The organism is Candidatus Binatia bacterium, assembly GCA_036563615.1.
GTDB lineage: Bacteria > Desulfobacterota > Binatia > UBA12015 > UBA12015 > DATCMB01.
Genome location: DATCMB010000014.1, coordinates 224,712 through 238,529, shown reverse-complemented (window position 1 = coordinate 238,529; position 13,818 = coordinate 224,712). Strand labels below are relative to the sequence as shown.

Below are 13,818 nucleotides of genomic sequence, written 5' to 3'. Positions count from 1 at the left end.
AGCGTCGACCGCGTTGCGTCGGGGCGTCGCCGCGCCACGCCGCTGCCGCACCGCGCTCCGCGTTTTCACCGCGCGCCCGTTCGTGCTTTGGCTCTGCATGATGCGCCCAGTCCTCGGCCCCCGCCGGACGCTCGCCGCGTGGCTCGTGCTGTCGCTCGCGCTGCACGGCGCCGGCTGCTCCGCGTACCGGCCGACGCCGCCCGATCCCGCGACCTTCCGCCACCGCGCGCAGGCGCAGACGCGCAACGACGTCACGGTGACCGTCGCCGTCCTCGACGCGGACGAGGCGAGCCGCGTCTTCGGCGTGTCGCTCTACCGGCGCGGCATCCAGCCGATCTGGATCGAGGTGCACAACGGCAGCGACGGTCCCTATCTCCTGTCGAAGCCGAGCATCGACCCGCACTACTACTCACCGCTCGAGGCGTCGTACGTGAGCCACTACCGGACGACGGGCTACCTGCCGGGCGGCCTCAAGAACCTGCTCCTCTTGCCGCTGGTCGTGCCGGGCGCGCTGCAGTCGCTCGGCGCGCGCCGCGCGAACGCCCAGATGGACGAGTACTTCCTCTCGCAGGGCTTCGGCTCCGAGGTGATCGGCCCGGGCGAGACGGAGAGCGGCTTCGTCTTCGCCGGCATCGACGAGGGCACGCGCAAGGTGAACGTCGTGCTCTACGGCGAGGACGGCAAGCTCAGCTTCCGCTTCCTCGTGCCGATGCCCGACATCGAGCGCGACCTCGATCCGGAGGGGATCGCGCGCCTGCACCCCGACGAGCAGATCGTGCACGTCGACGAGACGGGTCTGCGCACGGCGCTCGAGGCGATGCCGTGCTGCACGACCGACGCCGACGGCACCAAGTACGGCGATCCGGTCAATCTCGTGGTGATCGGCGACCTCGAAGACATCCTCGACGCGTTCAGCCGCGCCGGCTGGTACGAGACCGAGCGCATCCACGCCGGCTCGATCGTGCGCACCGTGCAGTCGTTCCTCTTCGGCTCGACCTACCGCGTGTCGCCGGTGAGCGATCTCTATCTCTTCGGACGCCGCCAGGACATCGCCTTCCAGAAGGTGCGGCGCACAGTCGACGACCGGCACCACTTCCGGCTCTGGGTCACCTGGCTGCGCTTCCAGGGCAAGCCGGTGTGGGTCGGGCAGGCGAGCCGCGACATCGGCGTGCGCTTCACGACGCAGACCTGGAATCTGACGACGCACAAGATCGACCCCGAGGTCGACGACGCGCGCGACTACGTGATCGGCGACCTCGTGCAGCAGGAGTCGGCGAGCCTGGTGGGCTACGTCGAGGGTGTCGGCGCCGCGCCGCCGAACGCGCCGCGCGAGAACCTGACCGGCGATCCGTACTTCACCGACGGCTGGCGCGCGTTCGTGGTGCTGGCGGAGCCGCCGGCCGAGCTGCGGGTGACGGACCTGCGCTGAGCCGGCGCGCGCGGGCGCGGTCGGGCGAGCTCGTTCCGCTCGGCGGATTGCGCACGTCGGCCGCGGCGGCGAGGGCGGCTCGCGCGTCCGCGCGCGCCGCGCGGCTCAGCCGAGCTGGCTCGTGAACTGCTGCATGTCGAAGTAGTCGCGCCAGGCGCTGATCTTGCCCTCCGGCGTGACCTCGAACGCGCCCATCACCGGCAGCTCGATCGACTTGCCGTTCATCACGAAGCGGTCGACGCGCTCGGTGAGGACGACGCTGCCGGTGGTCGCGAGCGCGCGCATCTCGAACTCGACCTTCGAGGACGGCGTGATGAACTGCGCGAGCGTCGCCTCGATCGCCTCGCGACCGCTCACGGGCGCGAGCGGAATGTTGTGATAGACGGCGTCGTCGGTGAAATAGCCGGCGAGCTCCTTCACGTCGCGACGCTCGACGGCCTTGCAGAAGCTGCGCACGGTCTCTTCTGGCGTCATGGCGATCCGCTTACGACGGATCGCGACGCGATGCGAGACTCCTGCGGGCGTCGAACGACGCGGCGCGTCCGCAGCGGCAGCTCCGCGCCGCGAGCGCGCGCCGGCGCTAGTCCGGATCGTACGCCAGGTTCGCCGTGAGCCAGCGCTCGACCTGCTTCACGCTCACACCCTTGCGCCGCGCGTAGGCCTCGACCTGGTCGACGTTGATGCGACCGACCGCGAAGTAGCGCGCCTCGGGGTGCGCGAGGTAGATGCCGCTCACCGACGCCGCGGGCTGCATGGCGAAGCTCTCGGTGAGCGTGATGCCGACCTCGGGCGCACGGAGCAGCTCGAAGAGCTTGGTCTTCTCCGAGTGGTCGGGGCAGGCGGGGTAGCCGAACGCCGGGCGGATGCCGCGGTACTTCTCGGCGATCAGCTCCTCGTTGGTGAGGCTCTCGTTCGCGCCGTAGCCCCAGTCGCGCCGCGCCTGGGCGTGCAGGTACTCGGCGAAGGCCTCGGCGAGGCGGTCGGCGAGCGCCTTCACCATGATCGCGCTGTAGTCGTCGTGCGCGGCCTCGAAGGCGCCGACCACCTCGTCGGCGCCGAGCCCGGCGGTCACCGCGAAGCCGCCGACGTAGTCCTCGAGCCCCGAGTCGATCGGCGCCACGTAGTCGGCGAGCGAGCGGTAGACGCTCTGACCCTCGTACTTGGTCTCCTGCTGGCGCAGCATCGCGAAGCGCGCGAGCTCGTGCTTGCGCGTCTCGTCGGTCCACAAGATGATGTCCTCGCCGTCGCTGTTCGCCGGCCAGAACGCGTAGACGCCGCGCGCCTTGAGCAGGCGCTCGTCGACGATCCGCTGCAGCAGCTTTTGTGCTTGCGCGAAGAGCTCGCGCGCCGCCTCGCCGTAGGTCGGGTGCTCGAGGATCTCGGGGTACTTCCCGCGCAGCTCCCAGGCGTGGAAGAGGAACGTCCAGTCGATGTACGGGACGAGCTCCGAAAGCGGCACGTCGTCGAGCACGCGGCGTCCGGTGAACGACGGCCGCGCGATGTCCTCCGCGCGCCACTCGATGCGCAGCCGACGCTCGAGCGCCTGCTGGTAGGGCAGCAGCGGCCGGCTCTGGCGCTCGGCGTAGAGCGCGCGCAGGTCCTGCTGCTCGGCGCGGTTCTTCGCGTCGAACGCCTCGCGCTGCGCCGGGTCGAGCAGCCCCGCGACGACGCCGACCGCGCGCGACGCGTCGAGCACGTGCACCGTCGAGTGCGAGTACTCGGGCGCGATCTTGACCGCGGTGTGCTGACGCGACGTGGTCGCGCCGCCGATCAGCAGCGGCAGGTCGAAGCCCTGGCGCTCCATCTCCTTCGCGACGTGCACCATCTCGTCGAGTGACGGCGTGATCAGACCCGAGAGCCCGATGATGCTCACGCCCTGCTCGCGCGCGGTCGCGAGGATCTTCTCGCACGGCACCATCACGCCGAGGTCGATGACCTCGTAGTTGTTGCAGGCGAGCACCACGCCGACGATGTTCTTGCCGATGTCGTGCACGTCGCCCTTGACGGTGGCGAGCAGGATCTTGCCCTGCGGACGCACGAGCTCGCCGGCCTCGGCGCGGCGCTTCTTCTCCTCCTCCATGAAGGGCAGCAGGTAGGCGACCGCCTTCTTCATCACGCGGGCGCTCTTCACCACCTGCGGCAGGAACATCTTGCCCGAGCCGAACAGGTCGCCGACGATCTTCATGCCGTCCATCAGCGGACCTTCGATGACGTCGAGCGGCTTGTCGTACTTGCGCCGCGCCTCCTCGACGTCCTCCTCGATGAAGTCGACGATGCCCTTGACCAGCGCGTGCGACAGGCGCTCCTCGACCGTGCCGTCGCGCCACGCGAGGTCCTCGCCGCGCGCCTGGCTCTTGCCCTTGACGGTCTCGGCGAAGGCGACGAGGCGCTCGGTCGCGTCCGGACGCCGGTTGAAGATCACGTCCTCGATCAGCTCGAGCAGGTCCTTGGGGATCTCCTCGTACACCGCGAGCTGGCCCGCGTTGACGATCCCCATGTCCATCCCCGCCTTGACGGCGTGGTAGAGGAAGGCCGCGTGCATCGCTTCGCGAACGACGTCGTTGCCGCGGAACGAGAACGACAGGTTCGAGACGCCGCCGCTCACGTGCACGCCCGGGCAGGTGCGCTTGATCTCGCGCGTCGCCTCGATGAACGACACCGCGTAGTCGTTGTGCTCCTCGATGCCGGTCGCGATCGCGAGGATGTTCGGATCGAAGACGATGTCCTGCGGCGGGAAGCCGACCTCCTCGGTGAGGATGCGGTAGGCGCGCTGGCAGATCGCGACCCGACGCTCGGTGGTCGTTGCTTGACCCTCCTCGTCGAACGCCATCACGACCACGCCCGCGCCGTAGCGGCGGATGCGTCGCGCCTGCTCGCGGAAGACGTCCTCGCCCTCCTTGAGGCTGATCGAGTTGACGATGCCCTTGCCCTGGATGCACTTGAGCCCGGCCTCGATCACCTCGAACTTCGAGCTGTCGACCATGATCGGGACGCGCGCGATCTCGGGCTCGGTCGCGACCAGCTTCAGGAACGTGCTCATCTCCTTCGCGGAGTCGAGCATGCCCTCGTCCATGTTGACGTCGATCAGGTTGGCGCCGCCGCGCACCTGCTCGGCGGCGACCGCGAGCGCGCCCTCGTGGTCGCCGGACTTGATGAGCCGCGCGAACTTCTTCGAGCCGGTGACGTTCGTGCGCTCGCCGATCATGACGAAGCCGGTCTCGGGCCGGATGGTGAACGGCTCGAGGCCGCTGAAGTGCGAGAAGCCGTCGGGCTCGACCGGCACGTGCGGCGCGACGCCGCGCACCGCCTCGGCGATCGCGCGGATGTGATCGGGCGTGGTGCCGCAGCAGCCGCCGACGATGTTGAGCCAGCCGGCTTCCGCGAACTCGCGCACGATGCGCGCGGTGTCCTCGGGCGTCTCGTCGTAGCCGCCGAACGCGTTCGGCAGGCCCGCGTTCGGGTAGCAGCTGATGAAGGTCGGCGCGGTCGCGGCGAGCGTCTCGAGGAAGGGACGCATGTCGCTCGCGCCGAGCGCGCAGTTGAGCCCGACCGCGAGCGGCTTCGCGTGCTCGACGGAGTACCAGAAGGCTTCGATCGTCTGCCCCGACAGCGTGCGTCCGCTGCGGTCGGTGATGGTGCACGACAGCACGACCGGCAGGCGGATGCCGCGCTCCTCGAAGACCTCCTCGATCGCGAAGATCGCGGCCTTCATGTTGAGCGTGTCGAAGCTCGTCTCGGGCAGCAGCAGGTCGACGCCGCCGTCGATCAGGCCGCGCACCTGCTCCGCGTAGGCGTCCTTCAGCTCGTCGAACTCGATCGCGCGGTACGCCGGGTTGTTGACGTCCGGCGAGATCGACAGCGTGCGGTTGGTCGGGCCGATCGCGCCCGCGACGAAGCGCGGCTTCGACGGGTCCTTGCGCGTGTACTCGGCCGCCGCTTCCTTCGCGACCCGCGCGCCCTGGACGTTCATCTCGTAGACCAAGTGCTCGAGCCCGTAGTCCGCCTGCGCGACCGAGGTCGAGGTGAAGGTGCAGGTCTCGATGATGTCGGCGCCGGCCTCGAGGTAGGCGCGGTGGATCTCGCCGATGACGTCCGGACGGGTCAGGACGAGGACGTCGTTGTTGCCGCGCTGGTCCTTCGGGTGATCCTTGAGCAGCGTGCCGCGGAAGTCGGCCTCGGTGAGACCGTAGCGCTGCACCATCGTGCCCATCGCGCCATCCAGGACCAGGATGCGGCGACGGAGCAGGTCCTCGAGGACGCTCTGGGTGTTCGTGTCGGCCAAGTCGGGGTCCCTCGTCAAAGGCCGCGCCGGGGCGCGGAAATCGAGTCGTCGAGTCTAGCGGACGGGGTAGGGCGAGGCATCCCGTTTCCTGCGACGATCGTCGAGGGCCGGGGACGCTCCGCGCGGCGGGCGGCTCGATCTCGGGCGCCCGCGCTCAGCCCCGCACCGCCTCCAGGACGCGCAGGAAGTTGCCGCCCAGGATCTTGCCGATCCGCTCCGCGCTCCAGCCCCGGCGCAACATGAGGTCGACGAGCCGCGGCAGCTCGAGCACCGTCGGCATGTCGCGCGGCGGGTTGATCGCGCCGTCCCAGTCGCTGCCGAGCGACGCGAAGTCCTCGCCCACCGTATCCACGATGTGCGCGAGGTGGCGCACGATCGTCTCGGCGCGGCCGCCCGCCCACGGGTCGCCGAGGAACGGCGAGTGGTACATGACGCCGATCGTGCCGCCGCTGTCGGCGATCGCGCGCAGCTGGTCGTCCTCGAGGTTGCGCCAGTGGCGAAACACGCCGGCGACGCCCGTGTGGGTGACGACGATCGGCAGCGAGCGGTCGTGCACCGCGACCGCGTCGAAGAAGCCGGCGCGGTTGATGTGCGCGAGGTCGACGAGGATGCGCTTCTCGTTCATCCGCCGGACGTAGTCGCGTCCGGCCTCGGTCAGCCCCTGGTCGCGCCGCTTGTCGACCGGCGCGCTGGTCGCGCCGAGCGACGAGGACGACAGGTGCACGAGCGTGATGCGCACGACGAGATCGTCGGGGATCAGGTCGAGCGCGTCGGGGCTGCCGTCGAGCGCGTTGCCGCCCTGGATGCCGATGAAGGCGCCGTGCTTGCCGGCTGCGCGCGCGCGCCGGTACTCGGCGACGTTGCGCACCACCGCGAAATCCTCCGGCACGCTGTCGAAGAGGCTCTGCAGGTGGCGGAGATTCTTCAGGAAGACGTCGGCGCGGCGCTCGGCGCGGCGCGACGGGTTGGTGGTGATCACCCAGATCGCGCCGGTCAGCCCCGCTTCGCGCGCGCGCGGGAAGTCGACCTGCGAGTAGAAGCGCGCGCCGAAGAGCCCGTGTCCATGCCGGCGGCGCAGGTCGTAGCCGAAGACGCGCGTCCAGATGAACGAGTCGACGTGCAGGTCGATCACGTCGCTCGCCAGGTAGATCTCCACCGCTTCGCGCGACACGCCGAGCTCGCGCGCCCAGAGCGCGGGATCGGCGCGGTGGTCGCGCCAGGCGAGCCGTGAGCGTCCGAGTGCAGGCACGTCGCTTCGATACGGTGGCGTGCGGCGGGCGGCAAGGCACGATGCGTCTCGGGCGGGCGGTGTCGCGGCGCGCGACGGTGCAGGGAGTTGCGCCGGTGCGCGGGCGCGGTTCCCGGCGCGTTGCTGTCGCCGCGTGAGCCCGGCCGATGAGGCTGCGCGCGCGGCTACGGCTTGTTCTGCGGCTTCGCGTACGTGAGCCGCTTGCCCTTGCGCTCGAGCAGCACGGTGTCGGTATAGGTCTCGCCGCTCGCGTCGACCGTGATCTCGAGCTCCGGCCCGTAGTCCGGCGGCAGCGCGAGCTGGTGCGTGCGCACGAGCAGGCTCGCGTTGTTGCGCTGCAGTTGGTTGGCGCGCAGCAGGATCGTCAGACGGTCGAGCCCGAGCGGTCGCCACGAGCGCGGATCGGCGAGCGTGCAGCGCACGCTCGAGAGCCCGCGGCAACGAAACGCCGTGCCGGGGACGGTGACGTCGAGCACCGGCGGCCCGCCGACCTCGCCGACGCGCACCCGCACGCCGTTCGTGAGGTCGATGGTCGGTGGCGGCGGCAGCAGCGGCGACTCCCAGCCGTTGCGCCCGACGTCGCCCTCGAGCTGGATGCGGTCGCGCCCCGGGATCGCCGCGAAGTTGACGCGTCCCTTGCGGATCGCGAACGAGCCCGCCGAGGTGTAGGTCGCGTGCGAGTCCGGCTTGAAGGTCGCCGGGTCGGTCGAGGTGACGCTGACGCTCGCCTGCATGATCGTGCCCGGCTCGACCTCCGGCTCGACGCGCACCCGCGCCCAGATGTCGCGGCACGCGGGCAGCCCCTTCTTGTCGCACGGCGGCACGTCGCCGAGGTCGAACGACACCGTGTTGCCCGCCACGCTTCCGTCGATCGGCTCCCAGTCCGGCTGACGGCGCGCCGAGAGGAACGTCGTGCCGGGCGGCAGCTCGAGCGTCGCGACGACGCCCGGCGCGGCCTGGGTGCCCGTCACCTTGATCTCGATCTCGTAGACCAGCTCGCCGCCGATCGGCGCCGGGTCGACGCGATCGTCAAGCGCAACTTTGAGTGGCCCGGCGAGCGCCGCGGTTGGCGCCAGGAGGAGGACGGCCGCGAAGAGGAAGGTGAGGAGCGCCATGGCGTCGGCGGTAGCAGCGTGGACGAGGTGCAGGCAAGCCAAAATCGCGGAACGAACGGACGTCGAAGAGCGTCGCGCGTCGTTCGAGCGCCGGACGCGCTTCGGGCGCACGTCGAGGCATGCGGGCGAACGTGGCCGCTCGTCCGATGCGGCAACGTCGGGTCGTGCGGCGCACCGTCGCGGCGGACGCTTCCCTGCGAGCTTCGTGGCCCACTCGCTGCGGCGCACCGATCGCGCCCGCTCTCTGACGTCGCGCGGCGGATCTGGTATGGGCCCCGCATGGTGCAGGCCCGCAACCCGGCGCTCGAGCCGCGCGACGAGCGGTCGGGCGACCGTACGTTCTACGTCTTCAACGCCGTGGTGTCGGTCGCGGCGCTGGCCTTCATCGCCTGGATCCTGCTGGTGCGCACCGCGGCCCCGCCGGGCGAGGTCGACCTCCGCTTCATGCCCGCGGTCAACGCGAGCTTGAACGCGCTCGCGACGGTGCTGCTCGCGGCGGGCTGGATCGCGATCCGACGCCGCGCGATCCACGTGCACAAGCGCCTCATGGTCGCGGCGTTCGCCGCCTCGGCGCTCTTCCTCGTCGGCTACCTCGCGTACCACTACGTGCACGGCGACACGCGCTACCAGGGCGAGGGCCTGCTGCGCGTCGTGTACTTCGTCGTGCTGATCACGCACGTGCTGCTGTCGATGGCGGTGGTGCCGATGGCGCTCGCCGCGTTCTGGTTCGCCTGGCGCGGGCAGTTCGCGCGCCACGCGCGGGTGACGCGCATCCTGCTGCCGATCTGGCTCTATGTCTCGGTCACCGGCGTCGTGATCTTCTTCATGCTGCGCGGCAGCGTCCCGTCCGTCCCGTGACGCGCTCGACCTTCCGGCACCGCGTCCCGTTCTACGAGACGGACGCGATGGGCATCGTCCACCACGCGAACTACGTGCGCTACCTCGAGCTCGCGCGCATCGCCTGGATGGACGAGCACGACCGACCGTACCGCGAGTACATCGCCGACGGTCTGCACTTCTCGACGACGCGCGTCGACCTGCGCTACGTGCGCCCCGCGTGCTTCGACGACGTGCTCGAGGTGACGACGTGGCTCGACTGGGTCGGCGGCGCGTCGCTCGGCATGGCGTACGAGATCACGCGCGACGGCGTGAAGATCGCCGAGGGCATCACCGAGCACGCGATGGTCGACGGCAGCGGGAGGCCGCGTCGCATCCCGCTCGAGCGCCGCGAGCGGCTCAGCGCGCTCGCCGCCGACCCAACGCCCCGCGCCGCGCGAAGACGGCGAGAAACGGCAGACCGCTAGCCGCGACCAGCAGCGCCACCGCGCACTCGAGCGGACGTCCGAGCAGCATCGCGACCGCGATCGCGACGTTCGCGACCAGGTAGAGCGCAGGCACCACCGGGTAGCCCCACGCGCGGTACGGACGCTGCGCCGTCGGACGGCTCCAGCGCAGCGCGTAGAGCGCGCTCGTGTCGGCGATCGTCGCCAGCACGATCGCGAAGGTCGTGTAGTTGAGGACGTTCGGGAAGCCCTGCAGGACGAGGATCAGCGCGATCGCGGTCACCGCCTGCGCGACGATCGCCACGTGCGGCGTGCGGAAGCGCTCGTGCACCCGCTCGGAGCCCGCGAAGAAGAGGCCGTCGAGCGCCATCGCGTACGCGATGCGCGGCCCGACCAGGATGGTCGCGTTCAAGCAGCCCAGGATCGAAAGCAGGATCAGCCCCGCGACCACCGTGCCGCCGAGCGGGCCGAAGAGCGCGATCGCCGCCGCCTCGCCCGCGCGCGGCTCGCCCGCGAAGACCTCCATCGGCAGCGCGTGCAGGTAGAGCGCGTTGAGCAGCAGGTAGAGCGCGGTGCAGACGCCGAGACCCAGGAACAGCGAGCGCGGCAGGTTGCGCTGCGGCTCGCGGATCTCGCTCGCGACGAACACCGACGCGTTCCAGCCGAGATAGCTGAACAGCACCGGCGACATCGCGAGCCCGAAGCCCGCGAGCGTCGCGTCGCCGGGTGCGAAGCTCTCCGTGCCCGCGCCCGGTGCCACGTGCGGCGTGAACAGCCAGCCCACGACGCCGAGCCCCGCGAGCGTCGCGACCTTGAGCGCGGCGCTCAGGTTGTTGACCAGCGCCCCCGGACGCACGCCGACGTAGTTCACCCACGACGTGACAACGGTCAGCGCCACCGCGACCGCGACCTTGCCGCCCCTGCCCAGGTCGACGAACGGCCCCAGCCCTTCCGCGAAGCCGATCGCCAGCGTCGCCACCGTGCCCGCGTAGATGACGAAGAACGAGAGCCAGCCGACGAGAAAGCCCGCCGCCGGGTGGTACGCCTCGCGCAGGTAGACGTAGTCGCCGCCCGCGTGCGGGTACATCGCGCCGAGCTCCGCGTTGGCGAGCGCGCCGGCGAGCGACAGCAGCCCGCCGAGCGCCCAGGCGAGGAGGAAGAGGCTCGGATCCGGCAAGCTCGACGCGACGACGCCCGGGGTGAGGAAGATGCCGACGCCGATCACCGAAGACACCACGAGCAGCGTCGCGTCAGTGAGCGACAGCGTGCGCTCGAGGCGGTCGTGCGGGTGGCGGTCGTCGTGCGGCGGCGCGGTCGGTGGCGCGGGCGAGGGGCGCTCGGGGGGCCTCGTCACGCGGCGGGGTTTAGCAGAGTGGGGTGCGTTGGGCTGCGGGGTGAAGTCGGAACTCAGGGAGCAGTCGACGCGATCGCGCTGACGCCGTCGTCGCGCTGCCCTGGCCCGTCACGGCAGCCGATGCGGTCGGTGATCGGCTGGGCAGTCGGTGTCGCACCAGTTGGTGCCGTCGGCGTAGGTCGAGTGGCGGGTCGAGCAGCCGATGATGCGGTCCGCGCCGTACTTTCTCTCGGAGTCGAGGCCGCGCGCTCCATGAGCGCGTCCTCGCAGTCAACCGCCTGATCTCAGGGCAGCTACCTTGCTTACGGCATTGGGCTACGACATCTTCACGCTGCCTCGGCCCAGGCGCTTGAAAGCACTTCTGCTTGCTGAAGAACCGTTTGTGTCGCTTTCTCCTGCTTGTCCGGAGGATACCCGTACTTGCGCAGGAGTCGCCTCACGTAGACCCGCAATTGCGCCCGCACGCTCTCGCGGATCGTCCAGTCGATGGTGACGTTCTTCTTGACCGTAGCGGCGAGCTCGCGCGCGATGGTTTTCAGCGTTTCGTCGTCTTGTTGCGGATGTGTGGCTGCCACTCCTTGGGGTCGGACCCTGAACCGGTCATGACGACCTTGAGCGCGCCTTCTTCATCGGATTCGCCATGCCATTCCGGGCGCAGCGCGATCAGCTCGCGGTAGAGCGAGACGGCGATGCGGCGGCTCATCACCACCACCATGGCCTTGCCCTCCATCGCCTCGCAACGCCTCTCGTAGCTCCACGAGGTCACGGGCGATGAGCTTTAGTCGCTTCTCGCTGCCGACCAGGGCCTCGAGCTGTGCCCACCTTCTCTTCAGCTGCTCCTTGCGCTCGACTTCCTCGCCCTCGGTGACTTCCTCGAACTGCGCATCGATCTTCGGGCGTTCCGTCTCCGAAAGTTCGAGCTTCGCGAGGCGGCTTTCGTAGTAGATCGGCACCGTAGCGCCGTCGTCCACCGCGCGCTGGATGTCGTAGATGCTGATGTAGTCGCTGAAGACCGCGCGCGTGTTGGCGTCAGTCTTCTCGATCGGCGTGCCGGTGAAGCCGACGAACGATGCGTTCGGTAGCGCATCGCGCATATGACGAGCGAAGCCGTCGATGAAGTCGTACTGACTTCGATGCGCCTCGTCGGCGATGACGACGATATTGCGCCGTTCCGAGAGCACGGGGTGGCGGTCGCCGCGTTTCCGGCAGGAACTTCTGAATGGTGGTGAAGACCACGCCGCCGGAGGCGACTTTCAGTTTCTCACGTAGGTCGGCGCGGTCCTTGGCTTGCACCGGCAGCTGGCGCACCAGGTCGTGGCAGCGGGCGAAGGTGCCGAAGAGCTGATCGTCGAGGTCGTTGCGGTCGGTGATCACGACGATGGTCGGGTTCTTCATCGCCGGGTGCAGGATCACGCGTCCCGCGTAGAAGGCCATCGTGAGGCTCTTGCCCGAGCCCTGCGCGTGCCAGACGACGCCCACGCGTCGATCGCCAGGTTCACCGCCCGGCTTGCGCCCTCTCCCGTACCGTCCCGATGCGTCCGCGACGTGCCACTCGGCGAGAGCCGCTGCGCGCAGCGTTTCTTCCACCGCAGCATTGACGGCGTGGAACTGGTGATAGCCGGCCATCTTCTTGACGAGCTTGCCGCCGCCCTCGTCCTCGAAGACAATGAAATAACGCAGAAGGTCGAGAAAACGGCGCCGCTCGAAAACGCCATTGAGCAACACCTCGAGCTGCGAAACCGTCGCCGGCGCATCGACTTCGCCGGAGAGTGCGCCAGGGCTTGAACCACTCCTTGCCGGCACCGAGCGTGCCGATGCGCGCTTCCACGCCGTCCGAGACGACGAGCACCGCGTTCGTCGTGAACAGAGCGGGAATCTGCGCCTGATAGGTCTCCAGCTGCTGCCTCATGGGCCGATCCAGTGGCTCACCGGGTGCATCAGGAACTCCTCGATCGGAATGCCGTCGCCGCCAACCAGCAGCTTGCGCTGAGGTTTGAAGGCCGCGGCGAAGGCATCCATCCCGGGCAGGGTGTCGGTGGAGCGACCGCTCTTGACCTCGATGGCGGTCAGCCGGCGGCCGGCGCGCACGACGAAATCCACTTCGCGATTGCGGTCGCGCCAATAGAAGAGGTTGCATTCACCGGCCATTGCGGCGTTGGCGAGATGCGCACCTACCGCGGATTCCGTCAGCCTGCCCCAGTACTCGCGGTCGGCACGTGCCTCATCGAAGGTGTAGTCGCCCAGCGCCGAGAACAGCGCGGTATTGAGCACCTGCAGCTTCGGGCTCGACGCGCGGCTGCGCACCGCTTGCCCCGCGAACTTGGGGAGGCCGACGAGCATGCCTGCGCCAGCCAGCAGGTCGAGGTAATGCGCCAGCGTGGTGGTGTTCCCCGCTTCCTGGAGCTGGCCGAGCATCTTGGTGTACGAAAGGACCTGTCCCGAGTAGCGGCACCCCAGCTCGAACAGCCGCCGCAGCAGCGCCGGCTTGTCCACGCGGGTGAGCAGCAGCACGTCGCGGGCGATGGTGGTCTCGATCAGCGCGTCGCGCACATAGCGCACCCATCGCGCGGGCTCGTCCACGAGCGGCGCCGCGCCGGGGTAACCGCCGTAGAACATGCTCTTCTCGACTGGCCAGCCGAAGGCCTGCTGCATCTCCTGCGCCGACCAGTGTGGCAGGTAGAGAATTTCGAATCGCCCTGCGAGGCTCTCGGACAGGCCGCGCTGGATCAGCAGCGGCGCCGAGCCGAGCAGCACGACCTTCAGCGCCCGCCGCCTGCGGGTGTCCTCGTCCCACAGGCGCTTCACCGTCTCGGACCAGCCGGGGATCTTCTGCACCTCGTCGAGCACGAGCACGGCGCCGTCCCCGAGCAGCCGCCCCGCATCCCACTGCTGGGCGATCCACTCGGCCCCGCGCAGCGTCGGCTCGTCGGCGCTGACAAAATGCGCCGGCATGCCGGCCTGCTCGACCACCTGCTGTGCCAGCGTGGTCTTTCCCACCTGGCGCGGCCCCGCCACCACCTGGATGAAACGCCGCCGCTCCGCCAGCCGGCGGGCGAGGACGGAAGCCTGGGGGCGCTGATACGCCATTACAAATTACTCAATGCCC

At 69.6% G+C, this 13,818-nt stretch carries 10 protein-coding genes and 1 pseudogene; 3 read left to right on the top strand and 8 right to left on the bottom strand.

The genetic code is table 11. The features are described 5' to 3' along the window. The first annotated feature begins 97 nt into the window (after positions 1-97). Complete coding sequence (locus VIS07_11540; GenBank protein ID HEY8516136.1) at positions 98-1,429, top strand: LssY C-terminal domain-containing protein; 1,332 nt, start codon at positions 98-100, stop codon at positions 1,427-1,429. A gap of 105 nt (positions 1,430-1,534) precedes the next feature. On the opposite strand, the gene VIS07_11535 is transcribed toward VIS07_11540, so the two are convergent. The 4 genes from VIS07_11535 to VIS07_11520 all read right to left on the bottom strand — a co-directional run bounded on the left by VIS07_11535 (position 1,535) and on the right by VIS07_11520 (position 8,075). Then, positions 1,535-1,903 carry a limonene-1,2-epoxide hydrolase family protein gene (locus VIS07_11535; GenBank protein HEY8516135.1) on the bottom strand — a complete coding sequence of 123 codons (369 nt, stop codon included), beginning with the start codon at positions 1,901-1,903 and terminating at the stop codon, positions 1,535-1,537. 106 nt (positions 1,904-2,009) lie between these two features. Further along, on the bottom strand, positions 2,010-5,711 hold the full coding sequence (gene metH / locus VIS07_11530; GenBank protein HEY8516134.1) for a methionine synthase: 3,702 nt from the start codon (positions 5,709-5,711) through the stop codon (positions 2,010-2,012). A 154-nt stretch (positions 5,712-5,865) separates the two neighbouring features. Next, positions 5,866-6,960, bottom strand: a complete 1,095-nt coding sequence (locus VIS07_11525; protein HEY8516133.1) for a membrane dipeptidase — start codon at positions 6,958-6,960, stop codon at positions 5,866-5,868. A 164-nt stretch (positions 6,961-7,124) separates the two neighbouring features. Continuing rightward, on the bottom strand, positions 7,125-8,075 hold the full coding sequence (locus VIS07_11520; protein ID HEY8516132.1) for a hypothetical protein: 951 nt from the start codon (positions 8,073-8,075) through the stop codon (positions 7,125-7,127). A gap of 279 nt (positions 8,076-8,354) precedes the next feature. Here VIS07_11520 and VIS07_11515 point away from each other — a divergent pair, with 279 nt between their 5' ends. Next, positions 8,355-8,933, top strand: a complete 579-nt coding sequence (locus VIS07_11515; protein ID HEY8516131.1) for a DUF420 domain-containing protein — start codon at positions 8,355-8,357, stop codon at positions 8,931-8,933. After that, positions 8,930-9,379, top strand: a complete 450-nt coding sequence (locus tag VIS07_11510; protein ID HEY8516130.1) for a thioesterase family protein — start codon at positions 8,930-8,932, stop codon at positions 9,377-9,379. Before VIS07_11515 ends, VIS07_11510 begins: the two co-directional genes overlap by 4 nt. On the opposite strand, the gene VIS07_11505 is transcribed toward VIS07_11510, so the two are convergent. From VIS07_11505 to VIS07_11490, 4 genes and pseudogenes are all read right to left on the bottom strand, one after another. Continuing rightward, complete coding sequence (locus VIS07_11505) at positions 9,312-10,712, bottom strand: APC family permease (protein ID HEY8516129.1); 1,401 nt, start codon at positions 10,710-10,712, stop codon at positions 9,312-9,314. The two genes, VIS07_11510 and VIS07_11505, sit on opposite strands and share 68 nt — an antisense overlap. Before the next feature lie 326 nt (positions 10,713-11,038). Next, complete coding sequence (locus tag VIS07_11500) at positions 11,039-11,287, bottom strand: type I restriction enzyme endonuclease domain-containing protein (protein HEY8516128.1); 249 nt, start codon at positions 11,285-11,287, stop codon at positions 11,039-11,041. Continuing rightward, positions 11,263-12,615: pseudogene (locus VIS07_11495) on the bottom strand (HsdR family type I site-specific deoxyribonuclease). Before VIS07_11495 ends, VIS07_11500 begins: the two are co-directional and overlap by 25 nt. Positions 12,616-12,617: 2 nt before the next feature. Beyond that, positions 12,618-13,799, bottom strand: coding sequence for an ATP-binding protein (locus VIS07_11490; protein HEY8516127.1), 1,182 nt, complete (start codon positions 13,797-13,799; stop codon positions 12,618-12,620). Positions 13,800-13,818 lie beyond the last annotated feature (19 nt).

Coding starts and splice junctions, on each gene's coding strand:
- VIS07_11540 (HEY8516136.1), top strand. CDS start 98: ATGATGCGCCCAGTCCTCGGCCCCCGCCGGACGCTCGCCGCGTGGCTC.
- VIS07_11535 (HEY8516135.1), bottom strand. CDS start 1,903: ATGACGCCAGAAGAGACCGTGCGCAGCTTCTGCAAGGCCGTCGAGCGT.
- VIS07_11520 (HEY8516132.1), bottom strand. CDS start 8,075: ATGGCGCTCCTCACCTTCCTCTTCGCGGCCGTCCTCCTCCTGGCGCCA.
- VIS07_11515 (HEY8516131.1), top strand. CDS start 8,355: ATGGTGCAGGCCCGCAACCCGGCGCTCGAGCCGCGCGACGAGCGGTCG.
- VIS07_11490 (HEY8516127.1), bottom strand. CDS start 13,799: ATGGCGTATCAGCGCCCCCAGGCTTCCGTCCTCGCCCGCCGGCTGGCG.